Annotated in this window: 14 protein-coding genes; 5 read left to right on the top strand and 9 right to left on the bottom strand. The window is 35.6% G+C overall.

Going from position 1 to position 18,241, the window contains the following annotated elements; all coding sequences use genetic code 11:
* Positions 1 to 307: 307 nt before the first annotated feature.
* Entirely contained in the window at positions 308 to 1,021 is a 714-nt protein-coding gene (locus M2373_RS14935) for a hypothetical protein (protein WP_259111845.1), read from the bottom strand.
* 231 nt (positions 1,022 to 1,252) lie between these two features.
* On the opposite strand from M2373_RS14935, the gene M2373_RS14940 reads away from it, so the two are divergent.
* Both M2373_RS14940 and M2373_RS14945 read left to right on the top strand, forming a co-directional pair.
* The gene (locus M2373_RS14940; RefSeq protein WP_259111846.1) at positions 1,253 to 4,243 is read left to right on the top strand and encodes an ATP-binding protein; all 2,991 of its coding nucleotides are present in this window, start codon (positions 1,253 to 1,255) and stop codon (positions 4,241 to 4,243) included.
* The gene (locus tag M2373_RS14945) at positions 4,243 to 4,869 is read left to right on the top strand and encodes a response regulator transcription factor (RefSeq protein ID WP_259111847.1); all 627 of its coding nucleotides are present in this window, start codon (positions 4,243 to 4,245) and stop codon (positions 4,867 to 4,869) included. The genes M2373_RS14940 and M2373_RS14945 overlap by 1 nt, the downstream gene beginning before the upstream one ends.
* 101 nt (positions 4,870 to 4,970) lie before the next feature.
* Here M2373_RS14945 and M2373_RS14950 read toward each other — a convergent pair whose 3' ends face one another.
* The 3 genes from M2373_RS14950 to M2373_RS14960 are packed head-to-tail and all read right to left on the bottom strand — an operon-like array spanning position 4,971 to position 7,284.
* Positions 4,971 to 5,738 carry a hypothetical protein gene (locus M2373_RS14950; protein ID WP_259111848.1) on the bottom strand — a complete coding sequence of 256 codons (768 nt, stop codon included), beginning with the start codon at positions 5,736 to 5,738 and terminating at the stop codon, positions 4,971 to 4,973.
* A gap of 30 nt (positions 5,739 to 5,768) precedes the next feature.
* Complete coding sequence (locus M2373_RS14955) at positions 5,769 to 6,512, bottom strand: hypothetical protein (protein WP_259111849.1); 744 nt, start codon at positions 6,510 to 6,512, stop codon at positions 5,769 to 5,771.
* A 19-nt stretch (positions 6,513 to 6,531) separates the two neighbouring features.
* Complete coding sequence (locus M2373_RS14960; protein ID WP_259111850.1) at positions 6,532 to 7,284, bottom strand: hypothetical protein; 753 nt, start codon at positions 7,282 to 7,284, stop codon at positions 6,532 to 6,534.
* Positions 7,285 to 7,929: 645 nt separating this feature from the next.
* Here M2373_RS14960 and M2373_RS14965 point away from each other — a divergent pair.
* Entirely contained in the window at positions 7,930 to 9,807 is a 1,878-nt protein-coding gene (locus M2373_RS14965; protein WP_259111851.1) for an amidohydrolase, read from the top strand.
* A gap of 56 nt (positions 9,808 to 9,863) precedes the next feature.
* Here M2373_RS14965 and M2373_RS14970 read toward each other — a convergent pair whose 3' ends face one another.
* Positions 9,864 to 11,252 (bottom strand): MACPF domain-containing protein, encoded by a 1,389-nt coding sequence (locus M2373_RS14970; RefSeq protein ID WP_259111852.1) that lies wholly within the window; start codon positions 11,250 to 11,252, stop codon positions 9,864 to 9,866.
* Positions 11,253 to 11,631: 379 nt separating this feature from the next.
* Here M2373_RS14970 and M2373_RS14975 point away from each other — a divergent pair, with 379 nt between their 5' ends.
* Together M2373_RS14975 and M2373_RS14980 are read left to right on the top strand one after the other, a co-directional pair.
* On the top strand, positions 11,632 to 12,762 hold the full coding sequence (locus tag M2373_RS14975; RefSeq protein ID WP_259111853.1) for an alpha/beta hydrolase-fold protein: 1,131 nt from the start codon (positions 11,632 to 11,634) through the stop codon (positions 12,760 to 12,762).
* A gap of 190 nt (positions 12,763 to 12,952) precedes the next feature.
* Complete coding sequence (locus tag M2373_RS14980; RefSeq protein WP_259111854.1) at positions 12,953 to 14,938, top strand: ATP-binding protein; 1,986 nt, start codon at positions 12,953 to 12,955, stop codon at positions 14,936 to 14,938.
* A gap of 99 nt (positions 14,939 to 15,037) precedes the next feature.
* Here M2373_RS14980 and M2373_RS14985 read toward each other — a convergent pair whose 3' ends face one another.
* The 4 genes from M2373_RS14985 to M2373_RS15000 all read right to left on the bottom strand — a co-directional run bounded on the left by M2373_RS14985 (position 15,038) and on the right by M2373_RS15000 (position 18,053).
* Positions 15,038 to 16,000 (bottom strand): beta-1,6-N-acetylglucosaminyltransferase, encoded by a 963-nt coding sequence (locus tag M2373_RS14985; RefSeq protein ID WP_259111855.1) that lies wholly within the window; start codon positions 15,998 to 16,000, stop codon positions 15,038 to 15,040.
* A gap of 207 nt (positions 16,001 to 16,207) precedes the next feature.
* Positions 16,208 to 16,678, bottom strand: a complete 471-nt coding sequence (locus tag M2373_RS14990) for a nucleoside deaminase (protein WP_259111856.1) — start codon at positions 16,676 to 16,678, stop codon at positions 16,208 to 16,210.
* Positions 16,679 to 16,719: 41 nt separating this feature from the next.
* On the bottom strand, positions 16,720 to 17,604 hold the full coding sequence (locus M2373_RS14995) for an AraC family transcriptional regulator (RefSeq protein ID WP_259111857.1): 885 nt from the start codon (positions 17,602 to 17,604) through the stop codon (positions 16,720 to 16,722).
* Between the two features lie 83 nt (positions 17,605 to 17,687).
* On the bottom strand, positions 17,688 to 18,053 hold the full coding sequence (locus M2373_RS15000) for a DsrE family protein (protein ID WP_259111858.1): 366 nt from the start codon (positions 18,051 to 18,053) through the stop codon (positions 17,688 to 17,690).
* Positions 18,054 to 18,241: the final 188 nt, after the last annotated feature.

An 18,241-nucleotide genomic window follows, 5' to 3' on the forward strand; every position in this document is an offset into this window, starting at 1 on the left:
GAGTCAAATAATATTCTATAAAAACATTAAATGCCCCCGAAAGTTAGATGCTTTCAGGGGCTTTTTTATGTTTATCATGCTTCAATTAACCATAAGATTAGAGAGAAGATAGACGTAAAATAGAGTTTAGAGAACTTATAGCATTGATACACGTATAATGAAAAATAAAAGCCTGTTCCAAAGAACAGACTTTACCATAACCTAACTAAAATTAAAGAATTAAATAGACGTCCGGGAAGCCTCCCAATAATTTTATATAGACATTTGTATTTTTAATCATAATGAAAAATGAGGGGAAATTTCATTATTAAAGATTAGAACCTAAGCTGGTAATGGTAAAAGTAGCACCAACAGCAACAGAATAAGTTTCTGCCGGGCTATTACATCCCGCACAGTGATTGGAGCCAAAGTTAATCGTAGAACCTGCATTTAAAAATATCGCTACAGAACCTCCTCGGTAAGAGGTAAATCCAGCTCCGAAATTATTAACAGAATTAAGCGTCCAGAATTGCGCTCCGCTATTGATCGATATCGTCCAGTTTGATTGATTGGCGCCTGAACTTGAAACAATACCTCCTGCAAGATTAAACTGATAAAAACCATCTCCACCTACTGGAACCGTGTACGTGTTGGTAGTCGTATTCCAATTGCCATCATTGGTAAAAATTTGCCCGAAAGTCCATTTATTAAAAGCACCTCCGGCTGTAGTACCCATACCGGCATTTGCTCTTCCGGAAGCTACTACTTTAGGAATAAAAGACGTTGTCGTTTGGTTGGCAGCCATAGACACCCAGTTTGTACCGTCGCTGTAAAACATTTGCTTTGTTGTATTATCATATTTCATCGCTCCGGCTCCCGCGGCCATTGCTGTTTGGTTGGTATTTCCAAAAGCAATGGCAGAATTTCCTGTTGCTGATCTGGCATCAAGATTCACGGCTGGATTTGGATTTCCCACTCCCACTTGTGCAGAAGATATTCCGAACACCACGCATGAAAAAATCAGTAGAAATTTGTTTTTCATAAATGTTGATTTTTTATTTTTATAAAAATTTAATTTTTAAACGTGTTTTTAATCGATATTTAAAATTTTTCATTAAAAACATATTTAATGGTGTAAATTTAATTTCAATAAAAATTCTGGCTAAATTTATCCTGTAGAGAAAAAACTATCATTTGTAGAAAGAATTCTACAAAAATTAAAAATTATGTTAAATGTTCATTGTACATTTGCAGCCGGATATATCACCAGTAAATGAGGAAGCTTTTACTTTTATTCTCACTTTTACTCATTTCTACGGTTTTCGGTCAGCAGTATTCTTCCGTATGGTTCAATACGGATAACGGCATGCCTCAAAATAGCATCAAAGACATTGTAAAAGACAAGTGTGGTTTTATCTGGATCTGTACTGATGGCGGAATTTTAAGGTATGACGGACAAAACCTCATCAATTATAAAAATCTTAAGCTCACCAATTTCAGTTTCGTAAATTTTTTGGGAAATGTGAAATCAGATCATATTATCCTTAACAATTCAGGACAATTTCAATATCTGATTATAAAAGGTAGAAAAATTACAATTACAGATAAGAAATCCCCTTTATTAAAGACGGTAACAGAACGGACTATTTTCAAAAATAAAGAATATGTTGTTTTTATTAAAAATAATTCTTTTACCACTGTAGATAATGGATTTATAAAGCTTCAAAAAGGAACTTATTTCTTTGATGGGAAAAATATTATTTACAGGAAAAATTCAGGAGAAGAGAAAATAATTCCCCTCGATTTTAAGAAAGAAAATCAGAAAAATTTTTTCCGTTTTGGAGAGTATTTATTTTTCAGAGATGTTATCAATAAAAGAATTTTGAAATTTTCTGAGGAAAATATTTCTGTATTTAATTCTGATAATTCGTTGTATAACGATCCTTCAAGTAAGATTTTCTGGCAGGATATGAATTGTCAGAATTTCATCATTAATAAAGGGAAAATCTACATTTCTGAACTTCAAAATGGAAATCTGAAAACAACTCCTATCCTCGAACTGAAAAACAATGATATTGATATTTCCATGATTTACAGTTTACTGTATGACAAAGAAAACAATACAATGTACATAGGAACATTAAATAAAGGATTAAATATTGTCAAAGTTCCTTCATTTGTCACTCCAAAAGTAAATCCTACATTAGAAAACAGGGTTCAGTATTCTATGCTTCCTTTTGGATATGATAAAATTATTAATTTTCAGGGGAGGGTTTATGACAAAAATTCTTTGGTTAAAGATTATCATTTTAATACGGTAGATGAATGGTGTCTTGTGTATGATGAAAGTAACAATATTCTCTATTCTAAAGACGGAAAAATTTACAGAAGACTCTCCAAATACAATTATGAAAAATATGATTCTGTAGATATTGGGAAAAATAATAAAGCCAGAGCTATCTTTGAAGACAAAGGTTTTTATCTGTTAAAAACCGAAGATGGAGTGCAATATTATCTGAAAATTTACTCAAACGGGAGCTTACAGAATCTTCTTGGGAGTTTTGCTTTTAAATCTGAAATAAGCACTTCAGTATTTATTAACAAAGATGAATTTTTGGTAGGTTGTGATGATAAAATGTATATTATTTCGCTGTCTAAAAAAACGATAAAAAAACAAAACATTCCCAATCTGTCTTTGAAGAGCACAATCATAACAAAAGACGGAAATATCTGGATTCTCACAAGAGGAAAAGGTCTGTATCTTTATAAAAACGGGAAATTTACCCAAATGCCTTTCGACAAAGACGGTTATCTGTCTTATCCTAATAATCTGATGAAAGATTCAAAAGGGTATTTGTGGATCTCGAGTAATAACGGATTATTTAAAATTCCTGAAAATACGCTTCTTGAGTATGCAAAAAATAATACAACAAAGGTTGTTTACTATCGTTATACCAAAGAAGACGGCTTTAATATCAATGAATTTAATGGCGCGGTTAATTCTTTTACACAGCTGGATAATGGAGATTTTGTAGTTCCTTCAATGGACGGATACGTATTTTTTGATCCTCTTAAAATCCCATCCTATTATCCGAAAGCTGAAAATATTTATGTTGAAAGAGCGCGGTCAAAAGGTGCAGATTATATGTATTTTAAAGACACACTGAATCTTGAAAATGATTTTAATCAGGCCTCTGTATATATCGACATTCCTTATTACTCCAACAGCGATAATCTTTATATTGAAGCAAGTCTGCAAAATGCAGATGTACCTGCAAAATGGCAACGGCTCAAAGATCGCGAATATATAGTAAGAAACCTTCCACCGGGAGAATACACATTGGATATAAGGGTTTTGATTTCTCCGGATGGTAAATTTGCTTACCGGAAAATCCTGATCAGTGTACCTGCACTTTATTATCAGACACTTTGGTTTAGAATTTTAGGATCTGTTTTATTTTTAGGCATCATACTTCTTATTATTTTTTTAAGAACGAGAATTTTAACCACGAAAAATAGTCAGCTAAAGAAAATTGTTCATCAGAAAAATGATGAACTGAAAACCACTCAGGATCAATTGAAAAACGAATCTGAATATCAGAAAAATCTGATCCAGACGATTAATCATGACATTACAACTCCTATAAAATATCTTTCAGTAATGTCTCAGAAACTATCTGAAACAGATAACCCAAAACTGCAGAAGCAATACTTTGATACCATCTACAGATCTTCGGAAGAGCTTTATAAATTTACGTTGAATTTGAAAAATTATACTGAATTATTTAATAATGAAAGTCAGATTTTTCAGGAGGGCAGTTATTTTGTTTTCGAGCTGTTAGAAGCTAAAAAAAGATTGTTTGAGGAAATTTCTTCTCAAAATAACACGCTTATTATCAATAATTCTCCAAAAAATATTAAATTGAATGTAAATGAAAGTATAATAGCTGCTATTATTCATAATTTACTGGATAATGCGGTAAAAAATACGATTGGAGGTGAAATTATTCTGGACGCCAAAGAAGAAGGAAATTTTAAACGAGTCAGTATTTCAGATTCCGGAGCAGGTATGGGAGAGGAACTATTTCAATATTACAATAATCTTATCAGTGATCTGAAAAATAAACCATCTTCTCTTAAAGGTCAAGGTCTGGGGCTTCATCTTGTGATTCATCTCTTAAAGAAAATTGATGGAAAAATAATTTTTAAAGATAATATTCCTAAGGGTACCCAAGTAGAAATAATCATACAAAATCAGAATTAATGCACAAAAAAATACTTATTGCCGATGATCATTATGTTGTAAGAATGGGAGCTTCGTTACTGTTGCATTCTGCTTATGAAGACCTGGAAATAGATTTCACCGAAAATTATGAAAGTGTAAAAGACAAAGTTTCTGCCAGCCGTTATGACCTTTTAATGCTCGATATTGATATGCCGGGAAGTATTTATCTGGAAATGATAAAGGAGATTAAAAGTTTGGATCCGGATCTGAAAATATTGATGTTTTCTGCGTATGATGAAAAAACGGCTATCAAATATATCAATGAAGGTGCAGACGGATATCTTAATAAGCAGCAAAGTGAAAATGTAGTAGATGCTGTAACAGCCATCTTGAGACAGGGGTATTATTATTCACAGGAAATTGCATATCTTCTTATCAATAATACCAAAGATTTAACACCGCTTTACAGTTTGTCAAAAAGAGAACTGCAGATTTTCAAACTGCTTGCAGAAGGCAATGGAAATCTTGAAATTTCCAATAAACTGGATATTAAAATGTCTACGGTAAGTACTTTTAAAAAGAGGATCTACGAAAAGCTTAATATTAAAACTCTGGTAGAAATTATTAAACTGCATGAAAAATACAGCTCGGGAGTTTTAAAATAACTTAGGCTTATTTCGTTAATATTAAAAAAAATGCGGTAAAGGCAAAAAGCCTCAAAAATGAGACTTTTCACTTCTAAAATCGATATAAAAAAGGAATTTCCTTAAAGGTTTCCGAGATATTGCCAGATTACCTCCTGCTGATTGATTCTGGTACTTGTATCACATGTGTAATTATTGCCTAAGATCCACTGAAAATATCCTGAGGAATCTCCTGCATTAAGAAAAACCACAGAAGAATATGAGACATTTCTGTTAGCATATCCTGTAGGTTCGCCTCTGAAAGCAAAAGAAAATCTGATGTCATTTGCCGTAGTACCGCCCAGATAGGCCAGAACGGGATTGTACTGTAGTGGCTGAGCAGTAATTCCTGTACTGATCGTGAATTTATAGAATCCCGATTTTTCCGCAATAATACTGCCGTCAGCCGCAATATTTGCATCCTGGGAGTTTAACGCAAACGGAGCGCCGTTAAGATTTATGCAAGAGGTGCCGGTTGTTGTTTTTCTTCCTTTTGCAAATACTTCAGGCAGTGTTATAAATGTATTGATTTTCACGTCATCCATCATATCCTGCCATTGTGTTCCGTTGAATACATATGGAATATCCGCATAAACTTTGATGTTATCTGCAATAGAAGAAGTACTGTTGCTCGTATTGTAAATGACTAATCCTGCTGCGGGGTTAGGTATTGTCGTAATATCTGTTTTTGATATTAATGCCGCATGGGGTAATATTAATCCCTTATTTGCACCAGCGAGTTCAAGGGCTGCAGAAGGATTAGGGCTTGCGGTGCCTATGCCAACTTGAGAAAATATATTGGAAGCGGCAAGGATAAAGAGTAAACTTAGTTGCTTATTTAATTTTGTCATGATTTCAATTCTTTAAAATTTTTTGGAAATTTATTCTCCCATGTAAATCCATACAACTTGCTGTTCTCCAATTTGATCATCATCTACACAGGTTCCGCCAAGATCCCAGGTAAAGCCTTCTGAGGTCTGTCCCTGATTAAGATAGACTGATCCCGAAAAATTATTAGACTGCCATCCTCTTGCTCCTGTAGATCCTAACTGAAAGGCATAAGTTAACATTCCGGGATATATCGCAGGATTGTAAGATCTTCTAAGCATAAACTGTTTGATATTAACAGACCAATAGTAATACCCTTTTCTGCCCGCGGTAAGTGCTCCTGTAGAAGATAGTGTACTTCCGTCTACGGCATTCAGACTTGTCAGTGCAAAATTAGCCGTTGTAATACCTGTACAAGAAGTATCTGTCGTAGTTTTCTTACCGATTGCAACCACACTGGGAAATAAAAAGTTCTGTGAATTGGTATTGTTTTCCAAGAGTTCCTGCCATGCAGCTCCATCAAATTTGTATAATGTTCCAGCTGTAATTTGGGTATTTCCTGATCCAACTGTTGAAGCGGCAAGAATTAAAGTTCCTCTTTTAGGGTTAGGAATTGTTGTAATATCGTTTCTTGACTGTAAAGGAACTTTATTGATTAAAAAACCTTTATTAGGAGAACTTATATCCAGCAATGCAGACGGATGTGGGGTAGCGGTATTGATGCCGACCTGAGAATACATTTTCGTGACACTCGCCATACCGAGTATTAAAGTAAAAAGAAGCTTCTTATTTTTCATTTTTTCTTTCCTGTTATAATTATAATGTACCGCCGATAAATTCCCAGATTACACTCTGCTCTTTTATTCTGCCATTTGCTCCACAAATATTGCCTGTCCCGAAAGTCCATTGCCATGGCGGAGTCACCTGTCCCTGTCCCAAATATACAATGCCCGATGTAGATGCTCCCTGATCAGTCAAGCCACTCCCTCTGAATTTGTAGGTGAAAGCTTCTAATCCTGCTGCAAAAATAAATGGAGCCGTATTGTAAGCCTGGTCAGGATTAGCCTGCATATACTGTTTGCTGTACACCGAAAAACTGTAATATCCGCTTTGTGGAGCTGTGAATGCTCCCGTACTGGTGAGAAGGGAAGGGTTGCTGATCTGGTCAAGCGCAAAATTGGCAACATTTATTCCATTGCAGCCTGTCACGGTAGTCTTTTTTCCGAATGCTACTACTCTGGGAACATTTCCAGTTAGGGTTTCATCTTTTGTACTTAATTTTTTCCAGACTGTACCATTAAATTTATAAATACTCCCTGCTGTTATTGCATTGATTCCTGTTCCTGCATTTGCTGTTGTAAAAACCATTAACCCGTTTGCCGGATTCGGAATTGTAGTAACATCCGTTGTCGATTGCAGGGCTACTGCAGGAAGTTTTAAACCTCCGGGTTTTGAAGATTGGCTTAAATCAAGGATTGCAGATGGATCAGGAGTAGCTGTATTGATTCCAACCTGACCGCTTGCTAAGCCAAAAGCTGTTATTAATAATGAAAAGTAAATTTTGTTCATGTCAGTATTTTACAGTCTTTATTTTTTCTTTTAGTTTTAACCGTTAAAAACAAAAAGCCTCCCCCTTATTCTTTGGAAAAGGACTTTCTGTTTGTTTTTAGGAGAACAGTGTTATCCATTCTCATGCCTGATTTTGATTACAGAAGGAACAATTTTTTTTCAGTGCGAAATTAGGACGGATTTGTTTTTTATAAGACAGAATCTTGTAGTAAGAAAACTATATTTTGTAGAATTAATACTACAAATCCTGTTTTTCTGTTTTGATCTTTTTTCCAGTTAAATTTTATTTTCAGAAAATAGATGAGCTAAAAATCCCCTAATGGTGGGATATTTTTAATTTTTCAGAAACTGAAAATGATTGTGAAAAATTTAAACGTATTGTGAATTAATTATTTAAAATAAGTTGATAATTTATTTTAAGTGATAAAAAAGTATAACAGAATGATTTTTTTTATACTTTTAGTGCCTAAACTAATACCTCAAAATACAATGAAAACTACAGATATTTCAAGATTTACCCACTGGTAATATTCTACCTTTAGTCCTTTTATTATTTCAATTATAGAATAAGCCTTCGAAATGACAGGCCTGTTTTATTATGCCTATACGATCAAATGATTTATAAATATATACCAAATCAATTTTATGAAAAAATCACACACCCATGCTCACGGTTGCACACAATGTGGCTGCAACAATCCTGTTTTAGAAGTTCTTAAAGAAGATATCTTCAGTCCCGAAAATCTGGCTAAGATGAAAGGAAAAGGGACGGCTACCCAGCATCCGTCACAGACCCTTATGATCACCGGAGGTATCATTCGACCTATGATCGGAGGTTCAACAGATCCTGTAGAAGCCATTGGAATTGCCGGCGGAAATATTGTTGTTACAGGTAAACAAGCCGATGTAGAAGCATTTATGGATCAGACTTATCCGGAATATCGAACTAAAGAACTAGAAGCTACACAAACTTTGCTTCCTGGTTTGATTGAACCACATGTTCACATCGTTCCGACCGCAATGATGAAAGAATGGGTAGATGTAAGCCCTTTCAAAGGCCAGGATTTATTAAAAAAATATGACCTTAAATCTGTGGGAGAGATTATAAACAGACATATTCCTGCCAATTCTGAAGATGTTATTTTAGGAAAAGGTTTAGATCCTTCGCTGATGCCTTTCGTACCGACAAATGGAGTCAATGAATTACAAACCATCGATAATACGGTGCTCGACAGTATTAATTCTGAAGTATCCATGATGCTATTAAGCGCTTCTATGCATACTCTTTATTTAAATACCAGTGCTCTAACTTATGTATATAACAACAGCAGTACGGTGCAGGGATTGTATGCATCCGCTGAAGATTATATCACAGCAACCAATGGCCAGCTGCAGGAGAGTCTGGAGATGACCCCGGCGCTGGAAGTAGTAAAAAATCAGATTATTGCTATGGCCAGTAATATTGATACCTATCTTACCGAACTTTTTAAATTGGCAAATTCAAGAGGAGTTACTTTTATGTATGATGCGGGACTCAATAGTAATTTTAAGAAAGTACTGACTTCCTATCTGCAAAGCAATACAGAATTGGTACGTACTGGTGGGGCATATATGTGTTCAGGTCAGGAGGCTGCTAATAGTTTGGGGACGTATACTCAGCCAAGCAGTTATGAACCTGTATATTATGGACATGTAAAAGTCGTTTCAGATGGTTCAAATCAAGGACTCACCGGCTATCAGAGTAAGCCTTACCTGTGTACTCCGGCTAATAATACGGGAATTTTTAATTTTCCGCAGTCAGGCATTCCTGCAACAACTATTCCTCCAAGTTATAATACATTAATCAAGACTGTGGTGGCGGGTAAGGGCTGGCCTCTTATGGTTCATGCAAATGGCGATCTCGCAGTGAAATTCGCTATTGATGCTTACCAAAGTGCGCTTGCGCAATACAGAGGGCCGGAGCTTCGTAACCGTATAGAACATTGTTCGCTTCTCACTTCAGATCAGATTACAGAGATGCTGCAAATGGGGGTTTCACCAAGTTTTCTTATTGGGCATGTAGGTTATTGGGGCTATGCTTTTAGTGAAGTAATATTCGGGGAAAAAGTAAAAATGCTTGACCTCTGCGCGTCATCACTGGCCGTTGGTATGAGAATTAGTCTTCACAGCGACAATGAGGTGAGTCCTTTGGGACCATTGAGAATGATGGAACAGTCTATCACCAGAATTATGGAAGAGGACAGAGCTAATATTGAAGTACTCAATGCTGAAGAACGTATAACTCCCGAACAGGCTTTGATCGCTGTAACATATGATGCTGCATGGCAATGTTATGCTGATGAATGGGCCGGATCATTAGATACAGGCTATTTTGCTGATTTCGTTATTTTGGAACAGGATCCGCTATCATTAACAACCCAATCTTCACAATACATGAAGATGAGAAATATTCCTGTCCTGGAAACCTGGTTGGGAGGAGCACAAGTGTATACCGGAAAGCTTCATAAAGAAAAGCAAATCTAAAAAAGAAGAAACCATCTCAAATTTGAGATGGTTTCTTCTTTTTGTTAACTTAATGATTAGAATCCATAAAAAGCAACCTTTTCATAGTAATATTTGTTTGGTGTTGCTAGAATTTTAGTATAGTAATGGTCTTTGTCTGAACCACTGTAGTACTGATAAACAGGCTTATTTGGAAATGCCGAAGACGGAGCTGCATAGAACGCAATTTTCTCATATCCATACTTGTTAGGAATCGCCGGAGAAGTGGAGTAATAATGATCTCTGTCTGAAGTGCTGTAAAACTGGTAGATAGGAACAGTATTAGGAACCTTATAGTTATAAGCTCTGAAGGCTTCACCTTCAGCCACATAGTGGTTAGGAACTCCCGGAAGTACTGACAGATAATGGTCTTTATCAGAACCGCTGTAGAAGCCATAAATCGGCACGGCGTTGTACTCCAGATTCACTCTGTTATCGATTAGATATTGGTCTACGTAGGATTTAAGCTGTGCTTTTTTTGTAGGATCCTTTACAAATTCATAAATCAGAGTTAGCCCGTTCTGTCCGAAATCTACCAAAACAGCATTAGTTTGAGTAGAACTGTTCTGCCAGTTGGAAATATTAATTTTAGGATTGGACTGGTCTAAATTAAGATCACCTACCAAACCTTTTGACGGATCTCCGCCTCTGGTTCTGTAGAATAGTTTTTTAGAATAATTCATATTGGATGAAGAGGTATTTACAGTATTGGAAGCATCAATATCAAAGATGTCTTTCATTCCTGCTTTTATTCCTACTCTTGCCGCTGTTTCTCTGTTTTCGTTTGTCGTTTCAGCCTGAAACATTGCTTCCATCTTAGCTCCGGTGTAAATATCCAGGGCTACATGGGTTCCGTAATCTGCCACAATTTGCTGTGGGGTTTTTGTCTGTAAATCCTGGCTGAATTCAGGAGTTATATAATCCGCCAGCATTGTGTTGGCAGCATTCAGTCTGAATCTTCTCTGTTTGATCACTAAATTATAGCTTCCATAAATGTACTTTGCATCAAATTTATAGCTGCTGCTAAGACTTCCGCTTACCGCTAGTGAAAGAGATTTTTTAAACAGTGAAGCGGAGGCATCGATCTTTTGGGATACATTTTTAGCATATGCAGAAGCATTTTCACCATATTCTTCGGTATATTCCTGGGAATTGGTATTCTCTGTTAATACTCGTGCGGCCTGTTCCGTTCGGAAACGTTCAACATCAATCACCTGAAATCCTGCAGAATTAGCATTGGCATATTCTCCGGCGGCATTATAGCCATAGCCCAGAATATCATAGGCACCATCGCCGGGAGACCTTGAATGCAGAGTGGAGTTTGAATGATCACCATCTGTTACTTCATTCGTTAGTTCCTCACTGGAACAAGAACCAAGAAAAAGCATCATAAGTGTGCTGATGCTGAATAAAATTTGTTTTTTCATAAAAAATGATTAAAAGTTTTCGCTAAAAGTACCTTATATAGTTGGTATATGAAATTATATTAAGATGATAAGAATCACTAAAATGGGAATTTATTATTGGTGAAATGTATTGTTAATAAAAGATATAGAAATAAATTGCTAAGGAAGAATTCTTTTATTTCATTATTTTATCAGTGTAAACTTTTCTCTTTAAAGTTTTTGGATTTATTCTGATTGGTAATAATTTTTTTGCTTGGAAGGAGTTACTAAGTTTATAAACTGAAAATTTGCTTTTAACTGATTCTTGAGTAATTTATCCTTCAAAAACCTCTGTAATGACTGTTTTTTTATGACAAATCCGTAAATTACACTACTTTCTAAGTTTTTTAAAAAGAATTAAATGCGAAATTTTAAAATATTAACGACCATTCTTGGTATGTATTCAGCAATGGTATTTTCTCAGGAATATAAAACTTCTTTGACTGCATTACGAGGAAAAGAGTATCCAAAGGTTAATAGTGAAGGTCATGCTTTGTTTAAGGTCTATTTTCCAAATGCAAAATCAGTTGTTTTAGATGGTGGAGACGGAATGAAAAACGTAAAATCTACGGCAGTCAAAGATGGCGATGGTTTCTGGAATATTGCAGCCTCAGCAATGGAAATTGGATTTCATTATTACTGGTTCAATGTAGACGGTCTCCGTACCAATGACCCAAATTCAGAACTTTATTTCGGTTACGGTCAGCCGACAAGTGGAATTGAAATTCCGTCAGGTGAAGATTTCTTCTTTGAGAAAAATGTGAAACACGGAAAAATTGTTGACGACAATATATATTCAAAGATTACAAAGGGTAAAAGAGCTGTAAAAGTGTATCTTCCACCAGGCTACAAAACTGAAAGATTTCCTGTTTTATACCTGTATCACGGTACTGGTGAAGATAGTACAGGCTGGGAAAGGCAAGGATATATCAAAAATATTCTTGATAATCTTTTTGCTGAAGAAAAGGCGAAAAAAATGATTGTCGTAATGGATTATGGAGTGGCCCTAACTCCTGAAGAGAAAAAATTACCGGATAACTATCCAAGAACTGTTCTTTCTGCCAAAAACCTGGATAAAATCCTGATTCAGGAACTGATTCCTTACATCGAAAGCAAATATAAAACTGATGGTAAAAGAGCTGTTGCCGGACTTTCCCGAGGAAGTTATCAGGCGATGTATATAGGGTCAAGCCATCCGGAATTATTCTCAGCTATTGGTTCTTTCAGTTCTGTTATTTACGAGGGAACAGAAAATGAACCTTTTAAAGAGTTGCCAGTCAGTAATTTATTGAAATCCAAACATCAGCCATTCTTTTTTATCGGCATCGGTGAAAAAGAAGACGCCCGTTTTTTAGAATTTAATCACACAATAACAAGTTATTTTAATCAGAATAATTATCCTTACATTCAGTATAAATCTCCTCAGACCTATCATGAATGGCTCACCTGGCGAAGATGTCTTTATCAGTTTGTGCAGAAAATCTTTAAATAATTTGCCTTGATGTTTAGGGTGAAAAATCAGTTTGAGGCTTATTTAAATCTTTAATAGAGACGTTTGGAAACTCCGTTTGATATCAAAGTGATGAGCTTGTGATAAAATCTATTAATTTAACTTAACGAATCGAGTGTTCGTATGCGATGAGTACTCTATTTAATAATTATATTTGTATAGTTTTAAAAATATGAATTCACCCGATTTGATCAAGCCTGAGGAGCTACTTTCAATACTTTTTCATTCTCCAAATGCAACAGCTGTTTATACAGGAGCCGACATTAGAATAGTAAGTGCCAACCAGGCTATGCTAAGCTTTTGGGGTAAAGACAGATCTGTGGTGGGAAAATTTTTTAATGATGCTATCCCGGAACTGCATGATCAGCCTTTTCTGAATATTTTAAAAAAGGTTTGGCAAACCGGTGAAACTTATTTTGCGAAAAACTATCCTGCTACTCTTGAAATTGAAGGGACACTGCAGACATTTTATTTCGATTTTGAATATAAGGCTATATTAGATACCGAAGGGCAAACGAGCTACATTCTGCATACCGCCTTTGAAGTATCAGAAAGAATGCATGCCAGGAAGATCATAGAAGAAAAATCAAATGCTGAACAGAAATTAATAGATAATCTGTCTGCATTGAACGAGGAATATATGGCTACTAATGAAGATCTGATGGCTAAACATGATGAGCTTCTGAACGTCAAAAAAGAGTTGCTCACCGCTAATCTTACATTAGCTGAAAATGAGAAACATTTTAGAATTTTAGTAGAAAAATCTCCCGTAGCAATGGCTTCATTAAAAGGTGAAGATTTTACCATTGATATCGCAAATGATATGACACTTGCTATTTGGGGGAAAAACAGATCTGTGATTGGTCTTCCTTTGGAAAAAGCGTTGCCGGAACTTGATGGCCAGGGGTTTATAAGTATTTTAAAAAATGTATACGAAACAGGAGAACCTTTTTACGGACAGGAATTAAAAGCGGTGCTTTCAGTTGAAGGTAATTTGACAGACCGGTATCTCAATTTTGTTTACCAGCCTATTCTTAATGAAAATAACCGAACTACTTCTATTCTTATTGTAGCCAGCGATGTAACAGATCAGGTGATTGCCAGAGAGTCGGTGACTGAAATGAATAACCGCCTTGAGATTGCGCTTGATGCAAGCAGCTTAGGCTCCACGGAAGTACACCTTCCTACAGGCATGATGCAAAGTAATGCACAGTTTAAAAGAAATTATGGCTATTCTCCCGATGAAGATTTCAACTATCCGGATCTTTTTGAATCTATGATTCCCGAATATAGAGAAGGTGTTCGGGCATTGGTGCAGGAAGCTATTAAGACAAACGGTATATACAAAGCAGAATATCCGGTGAAATGGAGAGATGGTTCTATACATTGGATACAGGCGCATGGACGTCCGCGATATGATGAAAACGGAATTGCGAACCGTATGGTGGGAATGACCGCGGATATTACAGATAAAAAGCTCGTAGAACAGCGTAAAGATGATTTTCTCAGTGTGGCAAGTCACGAACTCAAGACGCCTCTCACTTCTGCTAAAGCTTCTATACAGCTCCTCAATCGTATAAAAGACCGGCCGTTTTCCTCAACACATCTTAAGCTGATTGAGCAGTCCGATAAGAGTATAGAAAAAATGTGCGGCCTTGTAGATGATCTGTTGAATATGAGCAGAATGAGTCAGGATCAGCTCATGCTGGAGCCTACCAGTTTTAATTTGTATGATATGCTGAGTAAAAGCTGTAGCCACGTAAGACTGGAAGCACAGTATGAACTGATCTTGGAAGGAGCTAAAGATCTTGAAGTATTTGCTGATGAACATCGGATTGAGCAGGTTGTTATTAATTTTGTTAATAATGCCATTAAATATGCTCCGGATTCTAAACAAATCAATATTAATATCGAGTCTTCACAAGATTATATAAAGGTATCGGTACAGGATTTCGGTCCCGGTATTGAAAAACATAATATTCCTCATTTGTTTGATCGTTACTATCGTGCCAGTCATCTTGGCCAATCTTATTCGGGGCTTGGTTTGGGATTGTATATCTGTTCGGAAATCATCAAGAAACATTCGGGTGAGATAGGTGCAGACAGCAAAATGGGAGAGGGAAGTACTTTTTGGTTTAAGCTTCCGCAAAGAAGGTAGAACTTACAGTTTTTTATGATGAGGTATTTTCTGAATTTAACGGAAATAAAAAAGCCTCTATCGGTTTTGATAAAGGCTAATATTAAAGTTCAGCAGTCTTTAGTTCAGATGATTAAAACCTGTGCTGATATGATTAATGGTATTTAGTTTTATCGTGGCTTTGAAAGGTTCGTTATATTGAATGTTAATATAATCAATGATTTTATTATCAACATTATCATCAAACTTTCTGGCAAAGAGATGATTTCCTTTTTGTAGGAAAGCGAGATCATTTTTAGTGAAAGTTTTAGGGCGTAATTTAATATCTCCGTCCGGAATCCAAATAATGGCTCTCTTATCATCATTTATCAGAGTTCCTTTAAATGATGTATTCATTAAAACGGTTTGAAAAAAGGATTCGTCAGCAATTAATGTATTCAGATAATAATCTTCAAACTTTTTCACTTCACTGCTGCTATTGATAAATTCACAGCAACTTCTTGTCAAAATCATCCACTGGCCGCCAATATAGGGGATTACATCTTTCATAAAACCTCTTTTATGAGTTTTATCGGAGATCTTATCTTCTGATTCTTCAAAATAATTTTCAATCCTGTTCATGGTTTCGGGTCTTACTTTCTCCTGATTATCAATTTTAATATAACTTTTACCGTTGTTTTCTAATAAAAACTCCTGAATGATTTTCTGAGATCTTAACGGATAATCCTGTCCACTTAAATTGATGAAATAATCCCATTTCGCATCCATGTTTAATAGATATTTCATACCGTTCAATTCGGCCTGAACCATACTGTATCCTCCCCAGATAACATTTTCATTGTCAAGGATGTGTATATTCTTATACTGTTGCAGGAACTTCTTTATATCTTCACCGATTTCCTGATTTGCTTTTTTATCAATATGGATAAGGTAGAAATTACTGGAATCATAGATCGCCTTAAAAAGCTTTTTGAATTGGTTGGGTAAACGGTGCACTAAAATTAAATAGGCTATACTGATTGATTTCTTTGGTATTTCACCAACACGATGCCCGTTGCTTTCGCCTACGTAAACATTTTTCATTTTATTTTATTTAAAAATTACTAATGTTTACAACTTATTTTATAAAGTATTAATAGACATTTCTATAAATGTACGGAAATTAAACGGGTTTTATTGTAAATAATAAAATCAATATTGAGTTTGAAGAATATTAAATACAATACCAGGCAGATTTCCCAATAGTATTGAGTGCAAATCAAAACTATTTGTAAAGCTAGTGCAGAAAATTTATTGAGCTGTTTTAGAAAGATAGTCTGCAAACTGTTTATTTAAAAGCTCACATTCGTGTTGTAACAGACCTGATTCAATTTCAGGTTTCTTACCCCATTTGGGAATAGTTTCAGTTTCAAGAATTTTAAAATCAGACGATTGCCCGCCGACCAAAGGTACAGAGATTCCAAAAACAATTTTTGCTATTTTATGGTGTCGGATGAGATAAGAACACATAATGCAGGGTTCATGGGTAGAGAACATCACCGATTGATCTAATATATCTCCATATCCTTGGCTCAAAGCATCTTTAACAGCCAAAATCTCTGCATGCTGAGTAATATCTCCCGATGACTTTCCGGACTCTATTCCTCTGCCTATAATTTTATCTTCAAAAACCAGTAAAGATCCGACTGGAGGATTTCCTTTTTCCAATGCCTGTTTAGCAAGTTCAATGCATTCGGACATATATTTATCGTTGCTGCTCATTTGTTTATTTTGATAGTTTAATTAACATAATTTTCATTTAATTATTTAGATTCAGCTCTATTGAACCCGATGGTATTTCTGTAAACCTGAGGCGATATATCTGTTTTGATTTTAAAGACTCTGCTGAAATAGTATTCGTCTTCATATCCCAGTTCGTAGGCGATTTCTTTTATGGTTTTATCCGTTAGATACAGCTCTCTTTTGGCTTCAATGATAATCCGTTCGGTGATGAGGTCAGAAAGAGTCTTATTAAAATGATTCTTGGTGATGCGTGCCAGAGATGCGGGAGTCTGATGAAGAAGATCAGCATAATCACTGGCAGAATGCTTGATCCGGAAATTATCTTCTATCGCATTTTTAAGATTTTGAATGATAAATTGCTGTTTTCCGTTGGGATCCTCAGCATTTTGAAGAGACTGTTGCTCAAGTTTTAGCCTGGTGGCCATTACCAGTAGAATTTTAAGATAAGAAACAAGAACTTCATCTTTTCGGAAAGCTTCATCTTTCAATTCATTGGCAATTCCCAGAATGAGGCTCAGAATAGTACTTTTAGAACTTTCATCAAGATCAACATAAGGTTGCTGATAAATATTATTAAATAAAATACCGTTGGCCGCAATTTCCTGATGGTGACGGTAAATACAAAAAAAATCATGATGAAACTGTATCGAGATACCCATTAATGGTTTTTTTGAACACAGCATAAAGGGTTGATAAGGATAGAAAGCAAATAAGGTGTTTTCTTTAAACGAGTAATCACAAAAATCAACTTTCGCAAGCCCTTCCCCGGAAGTGATTAATATAAGAGTGAAATAGTTATTGCGTTGAATATGATCGAAATAACTGTTGTTATCAAACTCAAATAGTTTGAATGCCAAATTTCCATTCTGTTGATTGACGAGCGTATATACAGATTGTGATAACATGATAGATGCAATTTAATTAATATTTTTTATAATCTCAGAATTAAAACGGCCCCAGATTTCCATGAGGACCGTTTTAAAGGAAGTTAGAAAATCAAAATATCATAGCCTTCATTTCTGAGATTAAGTAAACTGGGTAAACCCGGAGTTCCCGGTACTTCATTTTCATTCAGCAAATCATATCCTGAAATTTCTGTACCGAATACGGCAACGCAGCCTTTTGAAAGACCGTGTACATAATCTTTCACTTCGGTGTAAAGACCATTGATCGGATGTTCAGGTTTTTCAAGGTGTTCGGGCCATCTTATTCCTGTACCCTGAAAAATGATCTTTACTTCTTCATCTGCATGTTTGAATTCATAAGCCGATGCCAAAGCATTGAATACTCTTCCCATTGATTCTTCTGAGCCGGATTTAGGATCAGAAAGAATAATAATTGCTGTTTTTTTCATTTGATAAAAATTTATTTACACTGCAAAGATGTGGCAATAACGGGTTTTAAAGAATGGATGATTTTTACTTTGTAATGGAGATTTTTTGTCATCACTGAGTTGTTTTTGAAGGAGCTTTTTCCAGCTTTCCGCTGTATCTTTTGGGTTACGGGCTGCGCTGCGCCCGCAACCCAAAAGGATGCCGCTTC

The sequence above is a fragment of the Chryseobacterium sp. JUb7 genome, assembly GCF_024806495.1.
Taxonomy (GTDB): domain Bacteria; phylum Bacteroidota; class Bacteroidia; order Flavobacteriales; family Weeksellaceae; genus Chryseobacterium.